Origin of the sequence: Empedobacter stercoris, assembly GCF_025244765.1 — a bacterium.
In the GTDB taxonomy this organism is placed as follows: Bacteria; Bacteroidota; Bacteroidia; order Flavobacteriales; family Weeksellaceae; genus Empedobacter; species Empedobacter stercoris.
Genome location: NZ_CP104209.1, coordinates 2799007 through 2817646 on the forward strand (window position 1 = coordinate 2799007; position 18640 = coordinate 2817646).

General features: G+C 31.8%; 17 protein-coding genes. 6 read left to right on the plus strand and 11 right to left on the minus strand.

Going from position 1 to position 18640, the window contains the following annotated elements:
- Positions 1–27: 27 nt before the first annotated feature.
- The gene (gene folK, locus NZD85_RS13295; protein WP_171622379.1) at positions 28–438 is read right to left on the minus strand and encodes a 2-amino-4-hydroxy-6-hydroxymethyldihydropteridine diphosphokinase; all 411 of its coding nucleotides are present in this window, start codon (positions 436–438) and stop codon (positions 28–30) included.
- A 27-nt stretch (positions 439–465) separates the two neighbouring features.
- Here folK and sppA point away from each other — a divergent pair, with 27 nt between their 5' ends.
- The 6 genes from sppA (at position 466) to rodA (ending at position 8295) form a co-directional block, all read left to right on the plus strand.
- Entirely contained in the window at positions 466–2235 is a 1770-nt protein-coding gene (gene sppA / locus NZD85_RS13300) for a signal peptide peptidase SppA (RefSeq protein ID WP_188319065.1), read from the plus strand.
- 168 nt (positions 2236–2403) lie between these two features.
- Positions 2404–3429: a rod shape-determining protein gene (locus tag NZD85_RS13305; RefSeq protein ID WP_038331974.1), complete on the plus strand. Its 1026-nt coding sequence runs from the start codon at positions 2404–2406 to the stop codon at positions 3427–3429.
- 14 nt (positions 3430–3443) lie between these two features.
- A complete protein-coding gene (mreC, locus tag NZD85_RS13310) occupies positions 3444–4295 on the plus strand; it encodes a rod shape-determining protein MreC (RefSeq protein WP_260542302.1) in 852 nt (283 codons plus the stop codon).
- Positions 4285–4800: a rod shape-determining protein MreD gene (gene mreD, locus NZD85_RS13315; protein ID WP_260542303.1), complete on the plus strand. Its 516-nt coding sequence runs from the start codon at positions 4285–4287 to the stop codon at positions 4798–4800. The genes mreC and mreD overlap by 11 nt, the downstream gene beginning before the upstream one ends.
- Positions 4797–6782, plus strand: a complete 1986-nt coding sequence (gene mrdA / locus NZD85_RS13320) for a penicillin-binding protein 2 (protein WP_260542304.1) — start codon at positions 4797–4799, stop codon at positions 6780–6782. The genes mreD and mrdA overlap by 4 nt, the downstream gene beginning before the upstream one ends.
- Positions 6751–8295 (plus strand): rod shape-determining protein RodA, encoded by a 1545-nt coding sequence (gene rodA / locus NZD85_RS13325; protein ID WP_225540040.1) that lies wholly within the window; start codon positions 6751–6753, stop codon positions 8293–8295. The genes mrdA and rodA overlap by 32 nt, the downstream gene beginning before the upstream one ends.
- Before the next feature lie 54 nt (positions 8296–8349).
- Here the strand turns inward: rodA and NZD85_RS13330 are convergent, their stop codons facing one another.
- From NZD85_RS13330 to NZD85_RS13375, 10 genes are all read right to left on the minus strand, one after another.
- The gene (locus NZD85_RS13330; protein ID WP_260542306.1) at positions 8350–9642 is read right to left on the minus strand and encodes a TlpA disulfide reductase family protein; all 1293 of its coding nucleotides are present in this window, start codon (positions 9640–9642) and stop codon (positions 8350–8352) included.
- A gap of 65 nt (positions 9643–9707) precedes the next feature.
- A complete protein-coding gene (locus tag NZD85_RS13335) occupies positions 9708–9944 on the minus strand; it encodes a hypothetical protein (RefSeq protein ID WP_225542284.1) in 237 nt (78 codons plus the stop codon).
- 15 nt (positions 9945–9959) lie between these two features.
- A complete protein-coding gene (locus NZD85_RS13340) occupies positions 9960–12020 on the minus strand; it encodes a T9SS type A sorting domain-containing protein (protein ID WP_260542310.1) in 2061 nt (686 codons plus the stop codon).
- 95 nt (positions 12021–12115) lie between these two features.
- Entirely contained in the window at positions 12116–13264 is a 1149-nt protein-coding gene (clpX, locus tag NZD85_RS13345) for an ATP-dependent Clp protease ATP-binding subunit ClpX (protein ID WP_171622389.1), read from the minus strand.
- Positions 13265–13497: 233 nt separating this feature from the next.
- A complete protein-coding gene (gene clpP / locus NZD85_RS13350) occupies positions 13498–14163 on the minus strand; it encodes an ATP-dependent Clp endopeptidase proteolytic subunit ClpP (RefSeq protein ID WP_171622390.1) in 666 nt (221 codons plus the stop codon).
- A 50-nt stretch (positions 14164–14213) separates the two neighbouring features.
- A complete protein-coding gene (locus NZD85_RS13355) occupies positions 14214–15533 on the minus strand; it encodes a trigger factor (protein WP_260542312.1) in 1320 nt (439 codons plus the stop codon).
- 279 nt (positions 15534–15812) lie between these two features.
- Entirely contained in the window at positions 15813–17177 is a 1365-nt protein-coding gene (gene accC / locus NZD85_RS13360) for an acetyl-CoA carboxylase biotin carboxylase subunit (RefSeq protein WP_171622392.1), read from the minus strand.
- A 20-nt stretch (positions 17178–17197) separates the two neighbouring features.
- A complete protein-coding gene (gene accB / locus NZD85_RS13365) occupies positions 17198–17680 on the minus strand; it encodes an acetyl-CoA carboxylase biotin carboxyl carrier protein (protein ID WP_260542314.1) in 483 nt (160 codons plus the stop codon).
- Between the two features lie 125 nt (positions 17681–17805).
- Entirely contained in the window at positions 17806–18003 is a 198-nt protein-coding gene (rpmF, locus tag NZD85_RS13370) for a 50S ribosomal protein L32 (RefSeq protein ID WP_019975824.1), read from the minus strand.
- A gap of 54 nt (positions 18004–18057) precedes the next feature.
- The gene (locus NZD85_RS13375; RefSeq protein WP_260542317.1) at positions 18058–18639 is read right to left on the minus strand and encodes a YceD family protein; all 582 of its coding nucleotides are present in this window, start codon (positions 18637–18639) and stop codon (positions 18058–18060) included.
- Position 18640: the final 1 nt, after the last annotated feature.

Here is an 18640-nt window from a genome sequence, read left to right on the forward strand (position 1 = left end):
AAAACTAATGAATTAATAATTAATATCTTAAAAAAAGTATAAACTTTTGATAAAATCTCTTGTGTAATTTTGAGGGTGTGGTATTTTTAACAGTTTAGAATCTATTAATAGGCTGTTGTAGAATAATATATCAATATCAATTAATCGGTCAACGTAACGTTCATTTTCTTTTGGTTGGACATATACTCTTCCCATTTTTTGTTCAATTTTTTTTACTATTTGTAACAATTCAAAAGGAGAATAATTAGTCAATAGTTCAATTTTTTGATTGAGAAATAGATTTTCAGTTGTAAAACCTTCAGCGCTATTTTCTAAAAGATTTGATTCTTTTTTTATTACCCCAACCTCTTTGTTTATAAGAGATTTAGCTGTTTCTATGTTATTTTTTTTGTCACCTAAGTTTGTTCCTAGTAACAAAATGGCTTTATTTTGCGACATATATGCAAAAGTAATAATAAATTAAAAATGAAAAACTTTTTCGGGAGAGTATTCTCTACAATTATAGGAAATCTATTAACGGTTAGTGTATTTATCATTCTACTTTTCGTGCTAATTTTTGTTTCAGCTTTATCTAAACCTTCAAAGAGTGTAACAGAAGGATCAGTTTTAGAGATTTCGCTCGAAAATCCAATTATGGAGAGTGATATGGATCGATCAGTTTCTTTATTTGATTTATCAGAGGATACAAATGTGTTTTTGCAAGATATCATTCATTCGATAGAGGCGGCAAAGAATGATAATAAGATAAAAGGAATTAGTTTAAAACTTGATCAATTTTCTGGTGGGGCAACACAAGCTACAGATATTCGTAATGCGTTAGAAGATTTTAAAAAATCGGGAAAATTTGTTTATTCGTATTCAAATTCCGGTAGTCAGTTGTCTTATTATATTAGTAGTGTAGCCGATAAAATTTACCAAAATCCTTTGGGAGGTACACTTTTACAAGGATTAAGTTCTAATATTATGTTTTTCAAAAATGCGGGAGATAAATATGGAGTCGATTTTCAAGTAATACGTCATGGGCAATTCAAAAGTGCTGTTGAACCATATATAAGAACAAATATGTCTGATGAAAATCGCATGCAATTGTCTGAATTATTAAATGATGTATGGGGAAATGTAGCTAATTCAATCTCAACTTCTCGAAAAATTTCTCCAGAACAATTTAATCTGGTAACAGATAGTTTATACGCTTTTATTCCAGAAATTGGAAAGCAAAATAAAATTTATGATATCATTGCACAAGAGAATGATTATCAGAAAATGTTATTTACAAAACTTGGATTAAAACAAGAAAAGTCAAAAACTGATTTTGAAGTATTAGAAAAACATACAATTAAGGTTGAAGACTATTTTGAGACTATTACAGAAAAATCTGAAAAAGCTAAAGTAGCTGTGTTATATGCTTCAGGAACAATTACGGAAGGAAATGGTTTTGATGGAATTCAATCTAAAACCTATGTAGATGCAATCCGTAAAATTTCGCAAAATAATAAAATCAAAGCATTGGTTTTACGTGTAAATTCGCCTGGAGGAAGTGCTAATGCATCGGAAGAAATTTTATATGAGTTGATGCAATTGAAAACAAAGATGCCAATAGTTGTTTCGTTTGGTGATGTAGCAGCCTCTGGAGGTTATTATATAGCTTTAGCTTCGGATAAAATTTATGCGCAACCTAACACAATAACAGGATCAATTGGTGTTTTTGGAATGATACCAAACGCACAAAAATTATTTAATAATATAGGTTTAAACTTTGATGAAGTGAAAACGAATGCAAATGCAGATCAATTGAAGTCGTTAACAACACCCTTGTCACCAACGGCTAAAAATACGATGCAGAAATCAATTGTTTTAATCTACAGTAAGTTCGTAAATCATGTTGCAGCAAACAGAAAATTAACCTACGAACAAGTGGATAAAATAGGGGAAGGGCGAGTATGGTCTGGAACTCGTGCAAAACAAATTGGTTTGATTGACGATTTTGGAAGTTTAGAAACAGCGATTAAGGAAGCAGCTAAATTGGCTAAAATCGAAAAATATTCGACAGAAAGTTATCCAAAACGTAAAGATTCTTTCGAAGAATTTATGGATAATCTCCAAGGAAAAAATACCGAAGCTGCAATTGCAAAAGAATTAGGTTCGGATGGAATTAGAATTTACAAAGAAATAAAGTTAATGAATGAACAAAAAGGTGTTCAATTAAGATTACCTTATGATATTCAGATTCAATAAAAATCATAAAAAAGGGTTAAAAAAAAATTAACCCTTTTTTATTGCTAAAAACTTCCTATTTTAGTGAAAATATTTAGATGATTAAAAAATTAAATTCTCTTTTATAATCATCTAAATTTATTATACTTTTGTACATTCATTTTTAATAATACTGAGACATAATCAACGATGGGATTATTTGATTTTTTCACGCAAGAAATTGCGATTGACTTGGGGACTGCTAACACTTTAATTATCCATAATAATAAGGTTGTAGTAGATAGTCCGTCTATCGTCGCTATACATAGAAGAACAAATAAAGTTATTGCTGTTGGAGAACAAGCAAAACACATGCAAGGAAAAACGCATGACGATATAAAAACAATTCGTCCTTTGAAAGACGGAGTAATTGCAGATTTTGAAGCTTCAGAATTTATGTTGACAGAGTTCATCAAGAAAATTCCTGGAATTCAAGGTAAATTATTTTCACCTTCATTGCGTATGGTGATTTGTATTCCATCTGGAATTACCGAAGTTGAAAAACGTGCTGTTAAAGATTCTTGTGCACGTGTCAACGCAAAAGACGTGCGTCTTATTTACGAACCAATGGCTGCTGCGATTGGAGTTGGAATAGATATCACGCAACCTAAAGGTAACATGATTATCGATATAGGTGGTGGTACAACAGAGATTGCCGTTGTTGCATTAGGTGGTATTGTATGTGATAAATCTGTAAAAATTGCAGGTGACGTCTTTACAAACGATATTGCTTATTATTTAAGAACCCATCATAATTTATATATCGGAGAAAGAACTGCCGAGCGTGTTAAAATTGAAGTTGGAGCTGCTGTGGAAGAATTAGAGCATGCACCAGATGATATGCCAGTTCAAGGACGTGACTTAATTACAGGAAAACCAAAAGAAATTACTGTAAATTACCGCGAAATTGCACGTGCATTAGATAAATCAATTTTACGTATAGAAGATGGTGTGATGGAAACATTGTCTCAAACTCCTCCAGAATTAGCTGCTGATATCTACAATACAGGTATCTATATGGCTGGTGGTGGAGCTATGTTGAGAGGTTTAGATCAACGTATTTCTAAAAAAACAGGCTTACCAGTTTTCTTGGCTGATGATCCTTTACGTGCTGTTGTTCGTGGAACAGGTATTGCACTTAAAAATATAGATAAATTCACTTTCTTAATGAAATAGAAGAGTAAAAAGCAATGCAATATATTCTGAATGTGATTAGAAGAAATGGAATGCTATTAATTTTTGTCTTTTTAGAGTTAATTGCATTGTTTCTTGTCTTTAAGAAAAATATTTATCACGAAACTATACTCGCCTCTGCAAGTACATCTTTTACAGGTTATGTAAATGATAAAATTGCGAAGGTGACAAACTTCGTTCAATTACCACAAACAAATAAAGATTTGATGGATGAAAATGCGTTCTTGCGCGAGCAATTAGTGCATTTAGGTATTAAAGATGCGAAAACAAAAAAGTTTTATAAATCAGATACTTTAGGTTATCACCAAACATATTCTTTTGTACCTACAGAAATTGTAAATAATTCTATCATCAAAACACAAAACCTTTTGACTATTGATAAAGGAACAAATGATGGAATTGAAAAAGGGGATGGTATTATTACAAATAATGGTGTAATTGGTATTGTAACCTATGCGGGGAAAAATTATTCTCGTGCAATATCTTTATTAAACAAAGACATCAATATCAATGCCCGTATCAAAGGCAATCAATATTTTGGGACAGTGAAATGGGATGGGAAAGATCCTCGTTTTGTTCAGTTATATGAAATTCCAAAATACATCGAAGTCAAAAAAGGAGATACAATCGAAACAGACGGTAAATCGCCTGTTTTCCCAGAAGGAATTATTATAGGAAAAGTTGTAAGCAAAGGAATTGACGAAACGGGTGAAATGAAAGTTCAAGTAAGATTGAAACAAGATTTCGCTAATTTAGCTCAAGCCTATGTGGTAACTAACCTGAATAAAGTTGAAATTCAACAAGTCGAAAAATCAGATACTTTAACAAACACACAGAATGTTCAATAAAGATTTTTTAATCAACATTATCAAGATTATAATTTTAGCTTTACTGCAAGTTTTTGTCTTCAATCATATCAACTTTTTAGGAAGCTATCAACCATATATCTATATTGTTTTTGTGTTATTTTATCCACCATCTCAAAACAAATATGCATTATTGATGTTATCTTTCTTATTGGGATTAATGATAGATATTTTCGAGTATACAGGTGGAATACATGCATTTGCTTTAACTTTTATAGCTTTTTTACGTAATCCAATTATTAAGCTGTTGGCAGGAAAACAAGATTATGAGATGGAATTTTTCTCTTTCAGTTCGTTTAGTTTTGCACAATGGTTGTTTTATTTGGTTATTTTGATACTTGCTCATCACGTTGTTCTATTACTTTTAGAAAACTTTAAACCATCTGGAATCGGATCTTTGATGCTAAAAGCTTTAATTAATTCGGGAATAACTTTTGTGTTTGTTTTCATTTATAAAATTTTATTTAAAAATAAAGTTGGAGTATGAAAAAGTTGATGGTTGTTTATGCGTTAATCCTGTTTATAGTTGTACTATTTATAGGACGTTTAGCGTATTTGCAATTGTTTACAGATCGGTATACGCTGAATGCGTTTAATACATCTATCAAGCAAGAAATTGTATATCCTAATCGTGGTGATATCCTTGATCGTAACGGAAAATTATTGGTGAGTAACACTTATTCGTACGAATTAGATGTTATTCCAGCCAAAGTTGTGGACAAAGATGGAGAAGTTATAAATGATTTTGATAAAGCAAAATTCTCTAAAATGGTTGGTATTTCAACCAAACAATTCGACTCGATTTTAACTAAAATCACTTCAGCCAAAGATTATAAAAAATTATCTCCATATCCTTTTCTAAAAAATATTTCGCGCGAAAATTTTGCTCGAATGCAAGAACAATTGTACTTATATCCGGCATTTAGTATCATCAAACGTCCCGAACGTAAATACATGGTAAATTCTGCGGGAAATATATTGGGCTATATAAACGAAGCGAATCAATCGTACATTAAAACCGATTCTACATATTATCAACCAGGTGATTTAGTAGGAATTGCAGGTGTTGAAAAATCGTATGAAAAAGATTTGCGTGGTGTAAAAGGTGTGAAAAACTGGATTGTAGATCGAACAATGAATGTTGTTGGACCTTATAAAAATGGAGATTACGATCGTGCAGTAAAAAGTGGTAAAACAGTAAACTTAACTATCGATTTTCGCTTACAAGAATTAGCAGAACAAATGCTCAAAAATAAACGAGGAGCTGTGGTTGCAATTGATCCTACGAATGGAGAAATTTTAGCTTTAGCTTCAGCGCCTACCATTAATCCAAATGATTTTTTGAATTCTAAATTAAGAAATGCTTTAATCAATGACTCAATTTCTCGTCCTACCTATGATAGAGCTTTACAAGGATCATATCCGCCAGGTTCTACGTTTAAAGTTTTGACTGCTTTAGCAGGAATGCAAATGGGGACCATGACAGAGCAAACGACTTATGTTTGTAAGCACGGTTATCGATACGGACGTATGCATATTGGTTGTCACTGTGGAATGTATTATGCACCACAAGGTTTAGAACGGGCAATAGGAAAATCTTGTAACAATTATTTTTCTGAAGCTTATCGAGATATTGTCAAGAAAGATCCCAATAATTATGGCGTTGGAATGAATGAATGGGCAGCGATTATGAATAGTTTTGGACTTGGTAAATTCATGGGAACTGATTTACCAGTAGGTAGTAAAGGTCTTATTCCAACGGAAGATTTTTATGACTCTCGCTTTGGAGAAGGGGTTTGGAATCCTTATCGAATTATTTTTAACGGTATGGGACAAGGAGATATCAATACAACGCCTTTGCAAATGGCAAATTTTACAGCTGCAATTGCGAATAAAGGATATTTTTATACCCCACATATTGTGCGTAGAATTGATGGAAAACCTCTGAAAGATTCTACTTACATAGTAAAGAAAAATACGTTAGTTGATCCGAAATATTTTGATATCATTCATAGGGGAATGCGAAATGTTTTCACAATAGGAACAGCTCGTGGCTTTGAAACAAGTAGTTTTGTTCAATATGGAAAAACGGGAACGGCACAAAACTCGCAGGGACAAGATCACTCTTTGTTTATTCTTTTTGCACCTGCTGATAAACCTAAAATTGCCGTAGCTGCAATTGTTGAAAATGGACATTATGGAGCAACTTGGGCAGGTCCGATGACGAGTTTAGTGGCAGAATTATATCTTACAGATACGATTAAACGTACACCTTTATTAGAACGAATGAAAAATGGTAACTTACAAGGTGAATACCGTCGTCAATGGATAGATTATTTAAAAAGAAAAGGATTATATATTGAACCAGTGAAAAAAGATTCTTTAGGAACGAAAGCTGGTGAATTAAGAACAAATAAAGATTCAACAAAATTTAAAAATGAGTCAAAACAGATTACTAAAAGGAATTGATTGGACCGTTTTGATCCTTGGGTTTCTAATAGTAACCTTCGGAATTATGAACGTTTACAGTGTCAATCCAGATTTAGGTGAAAAACAGCTAATTTGGTTTGGACTTGGGATGGTCATGATTTTATGTTTGATCATTGCGAGTGGAAACAATCGTAATTTTTTCGAAATTTATAGTCCCGTTTTTTATATTGTCTCCTTAATCCTCTTGGTAGGGGTTTTGATTGTTGGTAAAGAAATTAATGGAGCAAAAGCTTGGTACCGTTTTGGTCCGTTGAGTTTGCAACCCGCTGAGTTTGCAAAAATTGGTACAGCTCTATTAATCGCTAATTTTATTAACCATTCTAATGCCAATTTAAAGGATATCAGTTTTGTAGGGAAAGTCTTGCTTGTTATTGCAATTCCAGTAGCTTTGATTCTGTTGCAACCCGATTTAGGATCAGTGATTATTTTCTGTTCGTTTAGTATTGCGTTGTATCGAGAAGGATTAAACCCATGGATTATTATCGCACCCATCATTTTATTGGTTATTTTCCTTATATCAATTGTACAAATTCCTTTTTATGTTTTATTAATTTTAGGATTTATAATTCTTACAATTGCACTATTAATTTTGGCTTTCAATTACAATCAAAATGTAATTGATGCGATGCATGGGATATTAATAGGACTATCGATTTTCTTTCTATTATTGATAGGAATTTGTTATTTGGTCGAAGATTTATCCGAATCAACGAGAGAATCTTTTGGACATCTTTTTCCTATGCGTGCTTTATTTTTCTCGGAACCAATCTTTTTTAACACTGTTTTCTTTGGATTAATTGGTTTTGCAATATCGATAATTCCTGTGTTAATTTTGAAGTTAACCGAACAAAAGGAAATGAATAATTCACCTTTCAAAACTCAAAATGGGTTGTCTGCAAACGTGTTGAATTTTAGTATTATTGTTTCGATTGTTTTATTATTATTTGCAAGTACGGTTAGTTTTATTTCACCTATTATTTTCGAAAAATTACCAAAACACCAAAAAGAGCGTGTAATGGTTTTATACGAAGGAGAAGCAAAATACCGCGATACTTCTGGATATAACTTATTGTATGCAAAAACAGCAATCGGTTCGGGAGAATTATATGGAAAAGGATATAATCAAGGAACGATTAAGAAAGGAAGATTTGTGCCTGAACAACAAACAGATTATATTTTTACCGCAGTAGGCGAGGAGTGGGGCTTTATAGGAAGTACAGCTTTGGTTATTGTCTATGCCATTTTTGTGGGACGATTATTTTTCTTAGCCGAAAATCAAAAGAATAAGTTTGCACGATTTTATGGATACTCGGTTGCGTCAATTTTATTCTTTCACTTTTTTATCAATATTTCGATGGTAATCGGACTTTTCCCAACAGTTGGAATTCCCTTACCATTCTTTAGTTATGGGGGAAGTTCCTTATGGGGATTCACTATTTTGATAGGAATCTTCTTAATTATTCATTATAAGAACAGTCAAGGATTTATATAAAAACATATAGATTAAAAAAGCTACATTCTTAGAATGTAGCTTTTTTAGTTGTGATTATTTCGATACTTCTAATTCAGAAATATGACTTACTTTTTTGATTAATTTATTGTCTTTATCAATTAATAATAAAGTAGGAGTAGATTCAATTCCAAATTCTGCAGCAATTGGTGAATCCCATCTCAAGAGATCAGAATAATTGTACCACGAGAAATCTTTTGTAGCACTTTCAAAGGCATTTTGATCATAGTCTAAAGAGATTGCAACTATTTCACCACCTTTTGCTTTAAAGTCTTTGTAAAACTCTTTAATATGAGGAACCTCTTGTTGACAAGCAGGACACCAAGACGCCCAAAATACAATTAGTTTTTGATTGGTTTTAATATCATACAATGATTTCTTTCCCTTTACAGCTTTATCAAATGTGATATTTGGAACCTGTTGACCAACTTGTATTAAACTAACACCAGCTATCTTCTTTAATTGATCTGTAACTTTTCCTTTTAGTCCATTTATTTTTTCACCATATTTTTGATGAAAATTAACATATTCTTTTTTTGGAACAAATTTTAGAATTGCCGTCAAAACATTTTGACCTCTTGTAGTTTCAATATTTGTTTTTTCTAAGATTTCATCTGTCGCAGCAATCAAATTATCTTCGATATTTTGGTTGCCTGCAGTTGATAGTTTCGTATTGATATAAGCAAAAATCAAATCATTGAACATCCCAGATTGCTCTAAGCGATGATCATCATTTGAAAAATGATTCAGAATCGATTCTACAGTCGAAGCATTTCTATTATTTTGTGCTTGTTGCTTTAGATCATTTAACTCATTTATATAAGTGACTAAATCAGAAAATTTTTCACTTCTTTTTAAATCATTGATTCGTTTATCTTCTTTTACCATTGCCATGTAAAACTCATCCGTAGGTTTATACATTCGCATTAAATATGGAAAAACTTGATTTTGAATTTCGTTTAATGGTTGTAACGCCAAAACTTTATTATATTCATTTTGTGCACTACCTTCAATAACTTGAAGTTTAGAATTTATTTCTTGACCTGTAACTGTTTTAAATTTCAAATCTTTGTTATCTGTCAGTAACGATAAATTTTCTCCTGTTGGTAAATTGATACGTACAAAACCATTGTATTTTGATGGTACTTTTGCAGTGAAATTACCATTGTTGTCAGTTTTGGAATTGTTGATTAATTTCAATTCAGCATTTTCGTAAACCTTTACTAAAACTGGTTTATTGGCGTAATTTTCTAATTGACCAGAAATTGTAAACTGTCCAAAAACAGAGCTTCCTAAAACAATAAGAGGAATTAAAAATTTATTTTTCATAATTTTTTGTGATATAAAAAAACCTCAATCATTTGATTGAGGTTTAAAAGTATGATTATTATTAATTAAATCAAAGATTTTTTGTATTTGTTCATAGCGAAATATACAACAGCTACTGCAATTGCAAATCCAATTAAATAAATTGTATACTCATCGATTGGAGTTGCTGGATTTCCAGGAGTATTTGTATCTGGAGGTGGTGGACCACAATCTGGATCTAGAGGATCGCACCCTTGAGCATATGTTGTTAGAGCAAATACATTAAATATAAATAAGGTTAGTAGTAATCTAAAATTTTTCATAAGGTTAGCGGTTTATTAATTAATTGTTTTTTGAGATACAACTTTTCCATCTTTATATGTAATAACTACTACATGTACTCCTGTAGTAAGATTTAATTTGTAATCTGAGTTAGTAGAAATATCTACATTACGAGAAATTAATCTTCCTGTTATATCATAAATTTCAATCTTGGCATTTGTATTTTTATCCTCAAAACGAACGTATTTGTTCGTCTTATCTTTATAAATATAAGTTGCATTATTTTTATTTAAATCATCAGTTCCCAAAACTAGAGGAGCTTCATTCCAATAAAGCTCAAATTGATCATTTATGTTAGGATTTGCAACAAATTTTATCTGAGTATTAGCATCTACTTCAACAACATTATTTTTAGATTTATCTAATAAATAGTATTTACCGACAGAAAAGTTATCCACTCTATTTAAAATTGATTGTTCAAATAATCTTAAATTGATCGTATAGTTATGCCCTTCAATTAAATTATTAAATCCAATACCGATTGGTTTTCCTATATAATCTAGCGAGTTAAATTGGTTCAATAAAGTTTGTGAGTTAGTTACAATAGTTCCATCATTTTTTTCTTCAAAAATGAATATTGGATTTTTTGAAATAGATTCATTTACTGAATTCCCTGTAGTATAAAAATTTGAGTTCACTAAATAAGCAGCATCTCCAAGTATTGAATTATCTTCCAATAAAAATAATTCTAACTGAGTAAAATCATTACCTGCAATTAAACCTTTACTTTGTAAGCTTGTATCTTCTAGTAAATTATAACTACTTGTGTCGTTACTCGATCTAGCATAAAGGCCTGAAGTGCTTCCATTTGTAAAGTCATAAATAAAAGTTTTTTGTCTATCCGTTATATTAAAATTTGCTGTAACGATATTACTACCACCATTATTAGCTTTAAGCATTGTATAGTAATCAATTTCGAAGTACTCAAATGGTTTAACTATTAAAGCGTCAGGATTTCCTGCCCAAAAATATGGATTAGCTCCAGTTTCAGATTTTTGTAAATAAGCAGTAATTCTAGTCGTGTTAGTATTACTTCCACCTGTTTGATCATCCCAGTTAACAGAGTAATTATTAGCTAATTTATGTATTCTGAATTTAATTGTAGTAGGTTCAAAAGTTTCAGTAGGACCTTTAATCGCTCCATTAACAACAAATTTTATCCAAGAATTAGCAATAGATACATCACTTAAATCCAAATTTGATGTAAATGGATTTGAAAAACGATGTAAATTCTTTCCATAGCGAGAATTTGTATCAGGAGCATTATTTCCTAAGTATGATACGAACTCCTCGTTATAATTATTTCTAAGATTTTTCCAATTACCCCAAGTTAATTCAGAAAACTGTTCTTTAGTTTTATTTACAATTCCACTTTCGACATTGTTTAATGTTACAGCTTTGTTATTTGGCTTACCGTAAGTAGCGAATTTATTTGAAGCTGATATTCCTTCAAGAAAACTTTTAAAGGCACCATTCATTGTATTAATAGTGTAGTTAGCACCAGCAACTACATCTGTTCCTTTAGGAACATTATCATATTCTGTTTCTTTAACATCCCAAGCAAGTATCGTTTGGTTATATCTGTTAGTTCCACAGTTCGAATTTACAGCACACTCTCCTCTAAATGCAGAAGAGTTAGAAGTAATATTATTAATTATATTTTCAATTTTATCATCTTGATAAGGTAAACCAAATGGGTAATAATCATTTAGAGATTGATTGATATTAGATCTTTCGATTGCTAATTGTCCAGAAACAGAAGATGCTTGATCAATTATTAATTGACCATATTCCGTACTAGTATTGTACTTATTGACGAAGTTTTTACCAATAGTATTTTGGTTATTAAAATTACCTCTAACTTGAATGTTTCCTTCGTTGATTATTTTTTCTGTAGTTCCTGCTGTAGCATCAGTTGTAACATTTACATTTCCACCATTGTAGAAAAGTGTATTTGGATTTACTTTAACAACAACTGCATCTTTAATATAGGTATCTTGCGCAGAAGCACTATACATTGCACTTAATGCAAATAAAGCAAGTAGATTCTTTTTCATATATTATGTTATTTTTGGTTAGGTATCCTTTAAATTTTATTAAAATCAATACAAATATAAACAAAACTTTTATTAAAAAGTTACTATACAATTAATTATATTATAACCTTCTCTGGTAAATCTTTAATGTTATACATTAAGTCTGTAAAAATTTCTTCCGTAACTGCTCGTAATCCACGAGCTCCTAAACCCAATTCATTGGCACGGTCTACAATTTTATTTAGGGTTTCGTCCGTCACTATAAGCTCTTTTTCATCTAAGGCAAATAGCTTTGTATATTGTTTGATAAGCGAGTTTTTTGGTTCAGTCAAAATAGCTCTCATCGCTTCTTTATCTAACGCTTTAAGATAAGTAATAATAGGCAAACGTCCAATTAATTCTGGAATAATACCAAAGTTTTTCAAATCTTGTGCGTTTACTTCGTCCAAAAGATTTTCGACTTCTTTTTGATCGTCGTTTTTAAAACCAATTACATGTTTTTTCAAACGATCTGCAATGTGTTTTTCAATTCCAGAAAAAGCACCTCCAGCTATAAATAAAATATCTTTTGTATTAACTTCTATAAATTTTTGGTCAGGGTGTTTACGTCCTCCTTTTGGTGGAACATTAACCACAGTTCCTTCCAGAATTTTAAGTAAAGCTTGTTGAACGCCTTCTCCAGAAACGTCTCTAGTAATAGAAGGATTATCGCTTTTTCGTGCTATTTTATCTACTTCGTCGATAAAAACGATCCCTTTTTCAGCAAGTTCTAAATTGTAATCTGCAGCTTGTAAAAGTCTAGTTAAAATACTTTCTACATCTTCTCCTACATATCCTGCTTCTGTCAATACAGTTGCATCAACAATTGCAAATGGTACATTTAATAATTTAGCAATTGTTTTTGCTAATAATGTTTTTCCACTTCCAGTTTCTCCAACTAAAATAACGTTCGATTTGTCAATCTCAACATCATTATCTTTGTCCAGTAATATTCTTTTATAGTGATTGTAAACTGCAACAGACAATATTTTTTTTGCCTGATCTTGACCAATCACATAATCATCTAAAAACTCCTTAATTTCTTTAGGTGATTTTAAAGTTAGAGGTTTTATCAAATCGTTATTTGCATTAAATTTCGATTCTTCTAAAACAATACCATGCGCTTGCTCAATACAATTATCACAAATATTACCGTCAATTCCAGACACTAAAATATTTACTTCGTTTCTGCTTTTTCCGCAAAAAGAGCACTTATTTTCTTCCAATTTTTTATACTTAATTAAGCTGCAAAGGTACTTATTTTGTTTTAGATAGAAAATATTTCTTTGTTAATTTGTAGATGTTTTTAAGTATGTTTATATAGGGCTTTATAATCTGCTTTTTATAACTGTTGTTTTTTACTCATTTCTATTGATTTACTACGTTTTTACTTGTAGAAAATAAAAAAGGATTCTAAATAATTAGAATCCTTTTTTGTTATAATGTTTGAATTAGAATTTTACTTTCGAGGTAACAAAACTTCGTCAATCATTCCATATTCTTTTGCTTCTATAGAAGTCATCCAGTAATCACGTTCACCATCTTTTTCGATTTGCTCGAAAGTTTGACCAGAATGGGTTGCAAGAATGTCGTATAATTCTTTTTTCAATTTCAAGATTTCTTTCAATGTGATTTCCATATCAGTTGCTTGACCTTGAGCACCACCTAATGGTTGGTGAATCATCACGCGAGAGTGTTTTAGAGCCGAACGTTTTCCTGCTGCTCCTGCACATAATAGAACTGCTCCCATAGAAGCGGCCATACCTGTACAAATTGTCGCAACATCAGGTTTTACCAACTGCATCGTGTCGTAAATCCCTAATCCTGCATATACACCACCACCTGGTGAGTTAACATAAATTTGAATGTCTTTTGTGGCATCTACACTTTCTAAGAACAATAATTGCGCTTGAATGATGTTTGCAATTTGATCATCGATTCCTGTTCCTAAAAAGATAATTCTATCCATCATCAATCGAGAGAAAACGTCCATTTGTGCAACGTTCAATTTTCTTTCTTCAACAATGTAAGGCGTTGTGTTTTGGATATAACTCTCCATATGTAAAGAGCTAATTCCTTTGTCTAACAGCGCATATTTTTTAAATTCTTCTCCTACGTTTTTCATTATTCAATTTAGATTTTAAATGAAAGGTATAAAGAATTTTTTAGAAGTGATTAAGCTTCTGCCAATTCTTTATTTTTTTCAGTAATGATGTCAACAAACTCGTCAAATGTTACTTCTTTTTCGTTCAATTTTACATTGTTTTTAAAGATGTCTAACATTTTGTCTGTAAACACTTGGTATGATAAACGGTTGTATTCTTCCTGATTTTGTAAAGCAGACATTGCAATTTGTTGTAATGTATCTTCTGGAATAGAATTTTGACCGTACATTTTTAATTGATCTTTGATCGCAGCAAAAGCAGCTTCTTTTACTTCTTCAGCATTTACTTCAACATTATTCAATTCAGCAATTTTAGCTTCGATTAATTGGTAACGTAAACCTTTGTCCATTTTAGCCAATTCTTCTTTTGCTTGCTCTTCAGAAGTTACATTTTCGTTAGAAGAAATTAACCATTTAGTTAAAAATTCTGTTGGTAAATCAAACTGAACTGTCTCTAGTAATTTAGCGACAACATCGTTGATAATTTGTTTGTCAGATTCTTTGTTGTACATGTTTTCTGACTCTTCTTTGATTTTGTTACGGAAAGCTTCTTCTGAATCTACAGCTCCTTCTCCATAAACTTTATCAAATAATTCTTGGTTAACTTCTGCTTTTTCTGCTTTGTTAATTTCTTTGATTGTATAAGTTACTTTAGTTCCTTCTTCAGTAACTTCTGTGTTCAATTGTTGAGCAGCTTCTTCAGCAGTGTCAAAAATATCGTTAGAATTTACTTCTACAACATCACCAACTTTTTTACCAATAAATGCAGAAGCATCTTTTAATTCTTCTAAACGGATAAATGTTGGTTTAGTTTCTTGACCTTCTACAGCAGCTTCTACTTTTAATACTGCTTCTGCTTCAGCTTCAGCTAATGATTTTAATGATCCAAAACGAGCAGCGAAGTTGTCAACATATTTTTGGATTTCGTCTTCAGCAACTTTTACTTTGTAGCTTTCAACTTCAACTTTAGATAAGTCAACCTCAAATTCAGGAGCTAATCCTAATTCGAAATCAAATGATAATTGATCAGCATTCCAATCAACTTCTTTCATTACAGGAACTGGATTTCCTAAGATTGATAATTTTTCTGTGTTGATGTAGTCAGAAACACTTTTTTGTAAGATTTCGTTAACTGTATCAAAAATAACAGCTTGCTCGTATTGTTTTTTTACAAAACTCATTGGAACTTGCCCTTTACGGAATCCTTTGATGTTAGCTGTTTTTCTGTATTGGTTCAATACATCAACTACTTTCTCTTGATAATCTGCCTTGTCAACAGTTACAGTTAATACTGCGTTTAATTTGTCTGTTGTATTTTTAGTAATATTCATCTACCTTAAATTTGGAGTGCAAATGTATAAAATTTTAATCATTTTTAATAGAAGAAAAAGAAAATCCAAGCAATTCATTCTCTATAAATTAACAATTGAGATTGAATCTTATCAAATTGTTTAGATTTAGATTTTTAGTTGTCTTGATTATAATTTATTATTCACAAATTTTGATTGATATTTTCAATAATTAAGCCAATAGAAATCAACTGTCAGATTGACATAAAAAAAGTCCAGCAGAATAATCTACTGGACTTTTATATTTAGAATGCTATAATTTTATAGTTCTCCGTAATTTGCGTAAGATTCATCAAACTGAAAATCTTCCATAAATTTCGTTGTATAGTTTCCTGCTACAAAATCTGGATGATCCATTAATTGTAAATGGAAAGGAATTGTTGTTTTGATACCTTCAATATAAAACTCACCTAATGCACGTTTCATTTTCTGAATTGCTTCTTCACGTGTTTGTGCTGTTACGATTAATTTTGCAATCATTGAATCGTAGTTAGGTGGAATTGTATATCCAGCGTATACGTGTGTATCTACGCGAACACCATTACCACCAGGAATGTTAATATTTGTAATTTTTCCTGGAGAAGGGCGGAAGTCATTGTATGGATCTTCTGCATTGATACGACATTCGATTGAATGTCCTTGAGGGTAATAGTTTTTACCAGAAATAGGTTCACCAGCTGCTAACATAATTTGTTCGCGAACTAAGTCGAATCCTGTTACTTGTTCTGTAATTGGGTGTTCTACTTGGATACGAGTATTCATCTCCATAAAGTAGAAGTCTCCGTGTTTATCAACTAAAAACTCAATTGTACCAACACCTTCATAACCGATATATTCACAAGCTTTAACTGCTGCTTCCCCCATACGTTTACGTAAATCGTCTGTCATAATAGGAGAAGGAGTTTCTTCTGCTAATTTTTGGTTACGACGTTGAATAGAACAGTCACGCTCAGATAAGTGACAAGCTTTACCGTTTTGGTCACTTGCAACTTGAATTTCGATATGACGAGGTTCTTCAATCAATTTTTCCATGTACATACCGTCGTTACCAAAAGCTGCTGCAGCTTCTGTACGAGCAGATTCCCATGCATGTAATAAATCTTCTTCTTTCCAAATTGCACGCATCCCTTTACCACCACCACCGGCAGTAGCTTTCATCATAACAGGGTATTTTATTTCGCGCGCAACCTCTAAAGCTTGTTCATAGCTTTCTAACAAACCGTCAGAGCCAGGAACAACAGGTACTCCTGCTTCTTTCATTGTAGCTTTAGCATTTGCCTTATCTCCCATACGGTCGATATTATCAGCAGGCGCTCCAATGAATTTTATTCCGTTAGATGCACAGATTTTAGAAAAAGTAGAGTTTTCAGATAAGAATCCATAACCTGGGTGAATAGCATCCGCGTCTGTAATTTCTGCAGCCGCGATGATGTTAGCCATTTTTAGGTATGAATCTTTACTTGGAGCAGGACCAATACACACCGCTTCGTCTGCGAAACGTACGTGTAAAGATGTTTCGTCCGCTTTAGAGTAAACAGCAACCGTTTTGATTCCCATTTCTTTTGCAGTACGTATAATACGCATTGCAATTTCACCTCTATTAGCGATTAATATCTTCTTAAACATAATTTTTTAGATGTAATTGATTAAGCTGGATCAACTAAGAATAATGGTTGATCGTACTCAACTGGACTTGCATCGTCCACTAAGATTTTAACAATTTTACCAGAAACTTCAGATTCAATTTCGTTGAATAATTTCATTGCTTCAACAATACATAATACTTTACCTGGAGCGATAGAGTCACCTACACCTACGAAAGGTTCTTTTCCTGGGCCAGCTGAACGGTAAAATGTTCCAATCATAGGAGATTTTACTGTGATTAAATTGCTGTTTTCTTCTTCTGATGGAGTCGTAGAGTTGTTTGCTGGTGCAGCAGCTGGCACTTGTGGCGCTGCAGCTTGTGCTACAGGAGCTTGAGGTACATAAAATTGTTGAGACGCAACTTGCGCAGGTACGCTTGCTAAAGTTTTGATTTTAATCTCGATGTCATCTTGTTTGATGCTTACTTCAGCAACTTCTGCTTTTGATACGAATCTAATTAAATTTTGAATGTCTTTAATGTCCATATAATGCGGTTTTTTTATTTGACCTTTATGTTTGTTTTAATAAAACGATTTCAAAGGTATTGAAAAAAAAATAAAAAAAGCTGTTTCTTTTATAGAAACAGCTTCAAAATCTTTATAAGATTATATTATTCAGTAACTTCTTGTACTTTTTCTAATACTACTTTTCCTTTGTAGTATAATTTCCCGTCAGACCAATGAGCTCTGTGGTATAAATGTGCTTCACCAGTTGTTTTATCGATTGCTAATTGAGGAGCTTCGATTTTGTAGTGTGTTCTACGTTTATCTCTTCTTGTTGACGACTGTCTTCTCTTAGGATGTGCCATATCTAACTACTTTTTTTCTTTATTTCTATAATTTATTTTAATAATAAAAACCAATTAAGGTTTCAAATCTTTCAATTTTGCCCAACGTGGATCAATGTCGTCATTATCGTCGTCATCACCATTATCGTTGTCATCCTCATCCTCATCGTTTTCTGCATCTTCGTCTAATTCGTAAATGCTATACTGATCAAGTAAGTCTATCATTTCAGAATTACTTTCTCCATTTAAAACATCAGGATGAATTCGTTTTGTTGGTACTGATAACATTGCTAATTCATAAAGAATTTGTGCAAGGTTGATTTGGTATTCTTCACGAGGAATAACCCAAATTTCAAAATCAGTATCGTCAAACTCGTCGCCAAATTTAACAATTAATTCTGCATTATTCGAAATTTCTTGCTGAAACAATTCTCCAGTTAAATCGCAAGGAACAGTAATGTTTCCTTTTAAGCTAATTTCTAACTCGAGCATTGTTGATTTTTTATCTAAAATGATTGATACAATCATCGTAGGATTTTCAAAATCTTGCTCAATTTCAAATAAATCAAAGAACGATTGTGATAATTCGAACGTAAAATTACTCTTACCAAAAGGCAAGCTTGTAAATATAATATTATAATTTTTCAACTTGTCCATA

Coding starts and splice junctions, on each gene's coding strand:
- NZD85_RS13330 (WP_260542306.1), bottom strand. CDS start 9,642: ATGAAAAATAAATTTTTAATTCCTCTTATTGTTTTAGGAAGCTCTGTT.
- NZD85_RS13340 (WP_260542310.1), bottom strand. CDS start 12,020: ATGAAAAAGAATCTACTTGCTTTATTTGCATTAAGTGCAATGTATAGT.
- clpP (WP_171622390.1), bottom strand. CDS start 14,163: ATGAAAAACGTAGGAGAAGAATTTAAAAAATATGCGCTGTTAGACAAA.
- mreC (WP_260542302.1), top strand. CDS start 3,444: ATGCAATATATTCTGAATGTGATTAGAAGAAATGGAATGCTATTAATT.
- sppA (WP_188319065.1), top strand. CDS start 466: ATGAAAAACTTTTTCGGGAGAGTATTCTCTACAATTATAGGAAATCTA.
- rodA (WP_225540040.1), top strand. CDS start 6,751: ATGAGTCAAAACAGATTACTAAAAGGAATTGATTGGACCGTTTTGATC.
- NZD85_RS13305 (WP_038331974.1), top strand. CDS start 2,404: ATGGGATTATTTGATTTTTTCACGCAAGAAATTGCGATTGACTTGGGG.
- rpmF (WP_019975824.1), bottom strand. CDS start 18,003: ATGGCACATCCTAAGAGAAGACAGTCGTCAACAAGAAGAGATAAACGT.
- NZD85_RS13375 (WP_260542317.1), bottom strand. CDS start 18,639: ATGGACAAGTTGAAAAATTATAATATTATATTTACAAGCTTGCCTTTT.
- accC (WP_171622392.1), bottom strand. CDS start 17,177: ATGTTTAAGAAGATATTAATCGCTAATAGAGGTGAAATTGCAATGCGT.
- NZD85_RS13355 (WP_260542312.1), bottom strand. CDS start 15,533: ATGAATATTACTAAAAATACAACAGACAAATTAAACGCAGTATTAACT.
- accB (WP_260542314.1), bottom strand. CDS start 17,680: ATGGACATTAAAGACATTCAAAATTTAATTAGATTCGTATCAAAAGCA.
- folK (WP_171622379.1), bottom strand. CDS start 438: ATGTCGCAAAATAAAGCCATTTTGTTACTAGGAACAAACTTAGGTGAC.
- NZD85_RS13335 (WP_225542284.1), bottom strand. CDS start 9,944: ATGAAAAATTTTAGATTACTACTAACCTTATTTATATTTAATGTATTT.
- mrdA (WP_260542304.1), top strand. CDS start 4,797: ATGAAAAAGTTGATGGTTGTTTATGCGTTAATCCTGTTTATAGTTGTA.
- mreD (WP_260542303.1), top strand. CDS start 4,285: ATGTTCAATAAAGATTTTTTAATCAACATTATCAAGATTATAATTTTA.